The organism is Variovorax sp. 10N420, from assembly GCF_056394705.1.
In genome coordinates this window covers 134,635-144,470 of record NZ_JBFTIJ010000010.1, presented here as the reverse complement: position 1 = coordinate 144,470, position 9,836 = coordinate 134,635, and the positions used below count along the sequence as shown (strand labels likewise).

General features: G+C 62.6%; 9 protein-coding genes and 2 pseudogenes. All 11 read right to left on the bottom strand.

Going from position 1 to position 9,836, the window contains the following annotated elements:
* Positions 1 to 10: 10 nt before the first annotated feature.
* Positions 11 to 977 (bottom strand): annotated as a pseudogene (locus AC1DEK_RS23840) (IS30 family transposase).
* Positions 978 to 1,535: 558 nt separating this feature from the next.
* A complete protein-coding gene (locus tag AC1DEK_RS23835; protein WP_478127769.1) occupies positions 1,536 to 2,090 on the bottom strand; it encodes a hypothetical protein in 555 nt (184 codons plus the stop codon).
* A gap of 148 nt (positions 2,091 to 2,238) precedes the next feature.
* Positions 2,239 to 2,484, bottom strand: coding sequence for a hypothetical protein (locus tag AC1DEK_RS23830; protein ID WP_478127768.1), 246 nt, complete (start codon positions 2,482 to 2,484; stop codon positions 2,239 to 2,241).
* A 25-nt stretch (positions 2,485 to 2,509) separates the two neighbouring features.
* Positions 2,510 to 2,638 carry a hypothetical protein gene (locus tag AC1DEK_RS23825; RefSeq protein ID WP_478127767.1) on the bottom strand — a complete coding sequence of 43 codons (129 nt, stop codon included), beginning with the start codon at positions 2,636 to 2,638 and terminating at the stop codon, positions 2,510 to 2,512.
* Positions 2,639 to 2,761: 123 nt separating this feature from the next.
* Positions 2,762 to 4,198, bottom strand: a complete 1,437-nt coding sequence (locus tag AC1DEK_RS23820) for a DUF1254 domain-containing protein (RefSeq protein WP_478127766.1) — start codon at positions 4,196 to 4,198, stop codon at positions 2,762 to 2,764.
* Between the two features lie 263 nt (positions 4,199 to 4,461).
* Positions 4,462 to 4,722 carry a hypothetical protein gene (locus tag AC1DEK_RS23815; protein WP_478127765.1) on the bottom strand — a complete coding sequence of 87 codons (261 nt, stop codon included), beginning with the start codon at positions 4,720 to 4,722 and terminating at the stop codon, positions 4,462 to 4,464.
* Positions 4,723 to 4,753: 31 nt separating this feature from the next.
* Complete coding sequence (locus tag AC1DEK_RS23810; protein WP_478127764.1) at positions 4,754 to 5,353, bottom strand: hypothetical protein; 600 nt, start codon at positions 5,351 to 5,353, stop codon at positions 4,754 to 4,756.
* A gap of 12 nt (positions 5,354 to 5,365) precedes the next feature.
* Positions 5,366 to 6,220, bottom strand: a complete 855-nt coding sequence (locus AC1DEK_RS23805; protein WP_478127763.1) for a DUF2092 domain-containing protein — start codon at positions 6,218 to 6,220, stop codon at positions 5,366 to 5,368.
* An 83-nt stretch (positions 6,221 to 6,303) separates the two neighbouring features.
* Complete coding sequence (locus tag AC1DEK_RS23800) at positions 6,304 to 6,852, bottom strand: OmpA/MotB family protein (protein ID WP_478127762.1); 549 nt, start codon at positions 6,850 to 6,852, stop codon at positions 6,304 to 6,306.
* A gap of 326 nt (positions 6,853 to 7,178) precedes the next feature.
* Entirely contained in the window at positions 7,179 to 8,186 is a 1,008-nt protein-coding gene (locus AC1DEK_RS23795; protein WP_478127761.1) for a YeiH family protein, read from the bottom strand.
* 7 nt (positions 8,187 to 8,193) lie between these two features.
* A pseudogene (locus AC1DEK_RS23790) lies at positions 8,194 to 9,836 on the bottom strand (3-(methylthio)propionyl-CoA ligase).

The window sequence follows — 9,836 nt, the reverse complement described above, 5'->3', positions numbered from 1 at the left end:
GGCTGCGGATTCAACCGGTCGATGCAACACATTCGCTGAACATCTCAGCCGGTGTATGGAAACCGAGCGTCTTGCGCGGCCTCTCGTTCAATTGTCTCGCGATCGCGTTGAGTTGAAGCTGTGAGAACCCTGAGATGTCCATGCCCTTGGGCATGTACTGCCTGAGCAATCCATTCGTGTTCTCGTTGCTTCCGCGCTGCCATGGGTTCTGAGGATCGCAGAAGTACACCTGAATGTCGGTGGCCAACGTGAACTTCTTGTGAGCATGCATCTCCGTGCCTCTGTCCCAAGTCAGTGACTTGTAGAGTTCCTGGGGCAGTTTGCGGGCGTTCTTGACGAGCGCGTTGACGACAGTCTGAGAGTCCTTGCCATCCAGCTTGACCAACATCACATATCGCGTCTGACGCTCAACCAGCGTGGCGATCTGGCTGTTGGCGCTTCCAAAGAGCAAGTCGCCCTCCCAGTGGCCGGGAACTGCTCGATCTTCGACCGTGGCTGGCCGCTCGCTGATGGAGACGGCGTCGACGATTCTTCCGTGGACGTCTGTCTTCTGCGTGTACTGGCGTGAGCGGCGCATGCCCCGGGTGCGCCTGAGATGCTGCAGCAGCTCCTTCTTCAAGGCCCCGCGGGCTTGAATGAACAGGCTGCGGTAGATGGTCTCGTGGGACACGTGGGAGGTCTCGTCGCTCGGATAAGTATGCTTGAGCCAACCGGCAATCTGCTCCGGAGACCATTGCAGTCGAAGCTTCTCAGTGACGATGCGCGCCAGGTCCCGGTTCTCAACAAGTCTGCAGCGTTTGGGTCGACGAGCCCGATCCCAGGTCGCCTGATCGGCCTGGGTCGCTCGATAGCATCCCGGACCACCATTGCGCTTGATCTCACGGCTGATGCTGATGCAGGGTCCATCCCTGCCTCCATCGCTCCCACATCAATGCCTTCTGGCTGTCCGTGTAGTAGGTTCGCGTCCGGTAAGCCATCTGCAACACTCCTTCTGCCTACGGCAGTCATCAGTGGGTTGCATCGACCGGTTGAATCCGCAGCCAGAAGGATTCCTTCGCGAACGACTGCTCCCCGGCGGTCTGGTTGCATCAACAATTCGGCCGCAACAAGCTAAAGAGCTTCTCGCGGCAGCCTGTGAGCATGACCACGTTGCTGGCTGGAACAGCCCACGGCAGTGCACAGGACAACTGTTCAAGCAGCTCCCAGATGCTCTTAGAGGATCACTGCCCCGAGACCGATCAGCAGGATGCCGCCGACGGCCTCTGCCCAGCGACCTGCAAGGTGGCCGGGCAGACGTCCCACCATCCCACCCATCGTCACCATGCAAAGGGCGCCAAGCCGATCGCCCCCGCCACCGGCAGGATGTTTACGTCCAAGAAGGCCAAGACCACTCCCACTGCCCCACTCCCACCGCCATTGCCTATCCGCGTCCCTACGCGATGGAATCCACGCGGTACCTGATCGAAGCGGCCCTCAACCCGGCGTTGAGACCACCAGATCTTCGCGCGAGTTCGCGACCCTGAAACGGTCTCAACTCAATTCCTCAATCGCTGACTCCGCTCGAAGAGCAGCCGCAGTAGGCGTCCTTCCCCCAGCTCCCTGCTCACCTCGCGAAAGGCAAAAAACGGCACCAGAGACACGGACATGATGATCGCCAGCGAGACGATGCCCTTGAGGTGACCGCCCGCCAGTTCCGGGAAGCTCGCGGCCACCGTCTTGCCGGATGCGACACCGACGATGATGCTTTCAACGACGTGAAAAACTATTAACAGCAATGCGAAGGCAAGGCTCTTTTTGACGATAGTCGCGATTGGACGCGACTGCGGTCCTCCTTGCGCGAAGCGCAGGCCCTCGGCGAGCAGCATGATCTTGGAGAGAACCAACGCGTTGATGAGAGCGAACCCTTGCAAGCGAAAATTCTGATGCTCCTGTGCCAGGAGAATCGACTGGTGTAGCGCGAACAGACCGAACATGACCCAAAGGTAAACGAACATTGCCGTCCATTCTTGGAGTTCGTGCTTGACTTTCTGCTTGGCGATCTGCCTTCGCGAATCTGCAGGGCTACTTTTGGATCCCGATTCGTGTGCCATTGAGAGCTCCGGCAATATTTCTGAGACCATGGGCTAGTTCAAGTGGCGCGCCTCGATTTCTTCCGCAAAGATTGGCACGCCGAGATTGCACGCTTGCATGCACAACGCAGAGCTTCAACACCTCGGGACCTGCGGATTCGCGACGCGACTAGTAGCGCCTGCGAGCGACAGCAGCGCCGTTCGGTCCGACGCAACCGGCCCGAGCGACGCCGGCAGCGCAGGTGACATGTGGTTGCGCGGCCGGAACTGGCTTCTTGACGACTGCGGCGCCGTTGGGACCCGCGCAGCCGGCGCGATAGACACCGCGCACGCACTCCACGGCCATCGAACTCTGAGCTGCGAAACTCAGAAGGCCGGCCGCTGCAGTTGCGGCAAGAATGTGACGATTGATCATTGAAGGCTCCGATATGCGGATTGAACTAACCCGCTGAAATGCGCTGGTCGTGCCAGCACGAGAACCGTTTCTCCGCGAACCGCTGCGCAAGGGCGGACGACCACTTGTTGAAGGCGTCCTGCGAGTAGCTCCAGCTGGTGAAGGAGCTGTTCATCCAGGCTTCTGCCGCCGTGTTCGCACATCCATTCCCAAAGTCTTGTGCGGACACCGCGCAGGCGGCAGGCCCTTGGAGATGAGATAGCGCACCGGCCCTCGGTGAAGCGCAATGCGCGCTCTTCTAGCTGACCTTCTGGACCACCGGTGGCACCCATGTCTTGTTGAGGACGGAGGGTGCTCCGGATTTTGGCCAGTACATCCGCAGCATCGGAATGAACTCACCCTTCGGCGTGGGTAGCCAGTTGGCTTCCTTGTCTTTGCCGGGAGACTGGGTTTGGAAGTAGAGAGTCAGCGAGCCGTCCGGGTTGAAGGTGGGCTTGTCCCGCATGCTGGCCGTGAACTTGTTCAGCGGATTCGGCACGAACCACCAACCGCCATCGATCATGTACATCGTGATCGACCAGAAGCCGTTCACCGGCGGAGTTTGGCCCTTCGGGAAGGTGATCGTGTACTTGTTGTCACCCGTCAGCTTGTTGCCGTCGCCGTCAACGAAAGTGTAGGGGTAAACGGCGTCTTCCTGCAGGTTCGCCGGCCAGCCAAAGGCGGCCACGATGGCGCGCTTCAGGTAGTCGGTGCCGTAGACACCCAGCCCGGTCGTGATGGTCCAGCCATTGGCCTTGTGCCCCAGCTTATCCTGGTTCGCCTCGATCCGCGCGAAGCCTTGCTTGCCGGTGTCCTTGATCGCTGACTGCACCTCAGGGTCGAGCTTGCTCGTCTCGAAGGGCTTGCAGGGCTCGATCCCCAGCTTGGCCATCCGCGCCAGGATCGCCTTGTCTTGCGCAGCCGGCGGTGCGTCCTTGCACATCAGGGTAGCCATCCTGTTGAAGTAGGCCGAAGTGTCCATCGCATTGATGACTTCCTGCGGCTTGGCCTTCATGTCGTAGCCCGCGGTGGTGTCCACTGCAGGGGCTTGGTATGTGAAGGTCTTGCCCCACGCCGAAAGCGGCGTCAGCTTGTACTGCGCCTGCAGCTCGTTGACCGTCTTGTAGTCGGCATCGCTGCCATCGGCATAGGTGCGCCCGAGGATCACCATGTAGCGGGTCTCGGACTTGATCTGCTTCATGCCGGCTGGCACTGTGCCGTGCCAGCCAGGGCCGGTCAGCAGATAGTTGGCTGCCTTCTCGCCCGCATTGCGCGTGCCGGGGGTGTCGAAGTCCTTCATCCACAGGTCGGTCATCTCGAACAAGTAGAAGCGCTTGCCCATGTCGGGATGGCTGAACACCACCGGCTGGGAGACGTCGACCCAGGCGATTGAATACAAGGTGTCGGCGTTCGGTGCCGAGACGGCACGGTAGTCGGCCGGTGGGTAGCGTGGGACGTTGGTGAACTGCCCAAGCGGAGAGGTCAGGCCCTCAGCCTTGGGCACATTGCTCATCTGGATGCGCGTGACATCGGTCGTGAGCAGCGAATAGCCGTAAATGTAGGAATCCTGGGCGATCTGCTGGGCTTCCTTGACCGACATCTTCCCTGCGGCCTGCGCAGTGAAAGATGTCATGGTCAAGGCCGTCACGATGGCAACCCCTGTGCTCAACGACAAGGCGAGTGATTTCGACTTCATGGAACATCTCCTCTCAAGTGATAAAACGACCAACATATCGGGCCCGGAAGAGCCCGAGACTCATACTGTCTTCTCGGCGGCATGACGATCTCGCTATTTCGGGAACAAGAGCTGCGCCTGAAGACGCATCGCCCACCTCGGGGCGCACCGCTCCGACGCCCTAGATCCATTCGCCGGAATTCTTCGGCGAGAAGAAGGCGTTGTCTGGATATCCCCGAGGCCAAAAGTTGATCCTTCTCCGGGCGCAAAGGGCGGCTGCCAGATTAGCGGCGCGATGGTCGCGTGATGAGGTTCCAGTCCGAGTTGAGGCTGAAGGGCACCACGGGCTGGATGTTCAGCACGTTCTGCGTCTTCTCCTGCGGGCCGGTATCGAAGTTGGTGTTGAGTTGGAACGGCACGCTGATCAGGCTGGCGAGAGGGTTCTGCGCCGCCTTGGCGAGCTCCTCGTTGCTCGTCTGAGCGAACGTGGATGCAGAGGCTGCACAGGCCAGCGCGGCGACCAGCGCCATTCGATTGTTTTTCATTGCTGGTCATTCAAGGGCAGGGCACTCGTGCTCAAGGCGCGGGCACCACGCTGTAGTACACGCCGTTGGCGCCATAGGCCGGCCTGAACCAGGTGGTCCCGACCTGGTAGTAGCTGACGCCGTTTCGGTCGGCGATCACCGCCCCGGCCGGCAGCGTCGCGTAGCTGACACCGATCGGGTACGCCGCAGGCACGACGGGTCGTGCCGCCGCGGTGGCGATCGCTGCGCCCGCAGCCACACCGACGACGGCGCCCGTGGCTACCGCGCCCGCGCAGTTGTAGCAACCGGCGTGGTAATAGGGCACGGCCACCGGCGGGTGATAGGGCGCATAGCCTGCTTCGCCATAGGCGGGAGGCCGGTAGGCGCTGACGCCGCCGGCCGTGGTGTGCACCGCGCCCGCGCCGTAGGCGCCGGTGGTGGTACCGCCATACCGGTTGGTATGACTGGTTGCCCCGGCCCAGCTGTGCGTGGTGCTGCCGCCAAAGGCGTTTTCGTGGGTCGCGCCGCCAAAGCCGCCTTCGGAGTGGCCGCCGAAACGGTTGGCGCTGGCCCACGCGGCCGCCGGCGCGTGGAATCCCGCGGCCATCACGGCGAAGGCGAGGAGCGGGAGCAGGGTTTTTGTGATCTTCATGGCGAGCACTCCTTATTGCGCCACGGCGGCCTTGGCGGTATTGGCACGCGAGGCCTTGGCTTGTGCGGGTGCCTTCGGAGCGGCGAACTCGATGCGCCGGGCATTGGCCGCGTTGAGCGAGGCGAAGGCCTCGGAAGCGACCACCGGGTCCAGCTTCCAGTTGGATAGCTCCAGGTCATGGCGCAGGCCCAGCGGGTCGCCACGGAACACCGCGCGCATCCTGCGTGGCAGCTTATCGTCGGCGCCGATCCAGATCTGCATGAACATGCTGTCGTTTGCGACGGCCACGATGTCGGTGGTCGTGCCGCCGATCACCTTCGATTGGCCGACGTAGAAAGCTGTCGTAAGGTCCTGAGTGATGTTCTTGAAGGGATCCGCGCCGACCACATCGGCAAATGGAAAGTAAATTGCGGCGCTGTCGAAGGCGGACTTCAGCATGGCGTCGATGGTGGGGGGTGCGGGCGCGACGGCGACCAGGTTCTCGGCCGGCGCGAAGGCGGTCAGAGTCTTGCCGTCGTAGTAGTACTCCGCGGCGGGGCCGTCGCCGAGGGTGATGACGCGCAGCTTGTCGGGCCGCTGCACAAGCACCTCGGAGGACGTAGAGATCGCCAATGCGGGCCCGACGCTGCTTGGACTCTCGTAGGTGACGACGGCCGTGAAGGCCATCGACTTCGCAGCCGCCAAACTCACGCCCATCGCGCGCAGCAATTCCATCGCCTTGGGTTCCAATTGGGAAGCCGCTTGTGCATTGGCTGCGGACTTGGGAGATTTAGGAGCGCTGGCCTGCTGGGCGAACGACACCGCTGTAGCCAACGCCACTGCGGTCGCGAGAACGAGTTGGCCTGCTACGCATCGAAATCGATTCATTTGCTGACTCCTGTGTTGGACCGCCCCTAAGGCGGCCCTTGATCAAAGCTTGAGGCAGCGCCAGGCAGCAAGCCGCCGATTTGCTACGGCCGACTGGCTGCCGAGATCACGATCTCGACGCGGCGATTCTTCGCCTTGCCCTGCGCCGTGTCGTTGCTCGCCACCGGGCGAGCTTCTCCGAAGCCCTGGGCCGAGATCGTGGCGGGCGGCACGCCCTTGGAGGTGAGATAGCGCACCACGTTGTCCGCGCGCGCCGACGACAGTTCCAGATTGGAGGGGAAGCGCACCTTCAGCGTACCGCCGATCGGCACGTTGTCGGTGAAACCCTGCACGATGACCTGCTGGCCCGGCAGGTTCGACAGAGTCGGCGCGATCTTGCCCAGAGTCTCTTCGCCCGTCGCGTGGAGAGTCCAGCCTCCTTCGGGGAACAGGATGTCGTTCACCATCGTCACCTTGAGCTGGTTCTGCAACTGTGTGATCTGTGCCTGGTCGCTGCTCAGTTCGCTCGAGAGCTTGGTGTTGAGCGCCGCATAGGTGTCGGCCGTCTTCACTTCGGTGTTGTAAGACTGCTTGCTCACGCAACCCACCGCGAGCGTCGCGGCGCATAGCGCCAGAATGAATTTGGATGTCATTCCTTCCTCCGGGTCGAGCGCTCGCGCGGGATCACATACACCATGCGGCCCATCAGCCGTCGAGCAGGCTCTATTCTTGACACGACAACAACAAAAAACACATCCCGGCCGCCACTTAACTGCACGTACGTGGTCGCCCCGCGAAATTCATTTCTAGGCCGGGCCGCAAGGTGTCGTGGCCCGCAAGAATGCGAATGAAAGGGCTGCCCCGTTCGACGGCATGCCTCGATCTTCCGTGCTGACGACATGAGCCGCCGCCAAGCCGAGCATTGATTGCATTTGAGGGAAACCATTGTTGATCTGACGCGATCGAGCCGTCGATCGCGTCAAGACGCCCAGCGCAACATCGCGAGCACGAGCGCGATGAGAAACACAGTCTCGCCGACCATCAAGGCCACCGGCTTCAGCCCGACGGTGGCCAGGTCGCGCAGTTGCGTCTTCATGCCGATCGCCGCGATCGCCGTCACCAGGCACCATTGCGAAAGATCGCTGCCCAGCTTGGTCAGGCTTGCCGGAATCCAGCCGGTGCTGTTGATCGCGACCAGTGCCGCGAAGGCCACGGCAAACCAGGGCAACAACGGTGGCCGGGGGCCGCCGGCTCCCTTGCCGCGAGCGCGGGTGCACATCACCGCAAACACGATCACCGGCAGCAGCATCGCCACGCGCATGAGCTTGACAAGAGTCGCCACGTCGCCGGTTTCGCGCGACATGCTGTAGCCCGCGCCGACCACCTGCGCTACGTCGTGGATGGTGCCGCCGAGGAAAACACCCGCCGCACGCGGGTCGAGCTCAAGGAGGTGGGCCAGCATGGGGTAGACGATCATCGCCAGCGTCGACAGCGCCGACACGCCGACCACCGTGAACAGCGTGGCACGCTCCTTCCCCGGATGCGCGGGCAGTGCCGCTGCCAGCGCGAGCGCAGCCGATGCGCCGCAGATGGCCGTGGCGCCGCCGGTGAGCAGCCCGAACAGGCTCTGGAAGCCCATCAACTTCGCGACGACCATCGACACGGAGATCGTCACCACCACGGAGACCACCACCAGCAGCACCGGATGCCAGCCCAGGGCCGCGACCTGGCCAATGGTGATGCGAAGCCCGAGCAGCGCGACGCCGCACCGCAGCACCTCGCGCGCGGTGAACCCGATGCCGGCTCCGCAGGCACCGTCGCTCGACAGGAAGTTCATCGCCATGCCCAGGATCAGGGCGAACAACATGACGGGCGCGCCATAGTGCTGCGAGAGGAATGTCGCGGCGGCTGCCACTACCAGGCTGGCGAGTACGCCAGGGAAGAGCGTGCGGCCGCGCGTCGGCAACGCCGCGAGAGTCGAGATCATGGTGGGGTCAGGCCGCAGCCAGAAGGTGGTCCTGGAAAACGTCCCGAAGCTTGTTCTTCTGCACCTTGCCGGTCGGCCCGAGCGGAATGCTGTCCACGAAGACCACGTCATCCGGCGTCCACCACTTGGCGATCCTGCCGTCATAGAAAGCGAGAAGCTCCTCGCGCGTGAGTTCGCCACCCGGCTTGCGCACGACGATCAGCAGGGGGCGCTCGTCCCACTTGGGATGCTTCGCCGCGATGCACGCCGCCTGAGCGACCGCCGGATGGGCCAGCGCGATATTCTCCAGGTCGATCGAGCCTATCCACTCGCCCCCCGATTTGATCACGTCCTTGCTCCGATCGGTGATCTGCATGAATCCGTCCGCATCGATCGTCGCGACATCGCCGGTCGGGAACCAGCCATTGGCCTCGGCATCGATCTGCAGAGGATTGCCTTCTTCGTTCCTGAAGTAGTTGCGCACCACCCAGGGGCCGCGTACGAGCAGGTCGCCGGCGGTCGCTCCGTCCCAAGGCAACGCGCAGCCCTGCAAGTCGACGATCTTCATGTCGACACCGAACACCGCGCGGCCCTGCTTGGCTTGCACGGCGTGCCGGTCCTGCGGGGACATCGCCAGGTGCCTGGATTTCAAGGCGCCGACAGTCCCGAGCGGGCTCAGTTCGGTCATTCCCCAGGCGTGCAAGACGGCCACGCCATAGACGTCCTGGAACTTGCGCAGCATCGCGGGCGGGCAGGCCGCGCCGCCGATGATGGTGCGCTTCATGGTCGAGAATTCCAGGCCGTTCTGTTCGAGATGCGTCAGCAAGCCTTGCCATACCGTCGGGACCCCGGCGGAGAGCGTCACCCGTTCGGCTTCGAACAGGTCGTGCAGCGACTTGCCGTCCAGCCCGGGGCCCGGGAACACCAGCTTGGCGCCCACCATGCACGCGATGTACGGGATGCCCCATGCATTGACATGGAACATCGGCACCACGGGCAGGATCACGTCTCGCGCCGAGCAGTTCAGCGCATCGGGCAGGGCAGCGGCAAAGGTGTGCAGCAACGACGAGCGATGGGTGTACAGGACGCCCTTCGGGTTGCCGGTCGTGCCTGACGTGTAGCACAGCGTGCTCGCGGTGTCTTCGTCGAAGGTCGGCCACGCATAGGCGGTCGAACTCTGTTCGATCAAGTCTTCGTGGCACAGCAGGTTCGCAATGCCACTATCCTGCGGCATGTGCGCGCAGTCGGTCATGGCGACAAGGCCTTGACCGTCTTGCAGCGCCTGACAATGGCCTTGACCAGAGGCAGGAAGCTCAGGTCGAAGAAGATGTACTGGTCTTCCGCGTGATCGGCGATATAGACGACCTGGTCTTCGGGCAGGCGCGGATTGATGGTGTGCATCACTGCACCCATGCCGGAGATCCCGTAATACAGCTCCATGTGGCGATAGCCGTTCCATGCCAGCGTGCCGACGCGCTCGGACGCTTTCACACCCAGACTGGTGAGGACATTGGCCATCTGGCGCTCGCGGCGGTGACAGTCCCGGTAGGTGTAGCGATGGATGTCACCCTCGACCCGGCGCGACACGATCTCCGTATCGCCGTGATGCCGATCGGCGTGCACGATGAGTGAGGAGATCAGCAACTGCCTTTGCATCATCAAGCCGTTCAT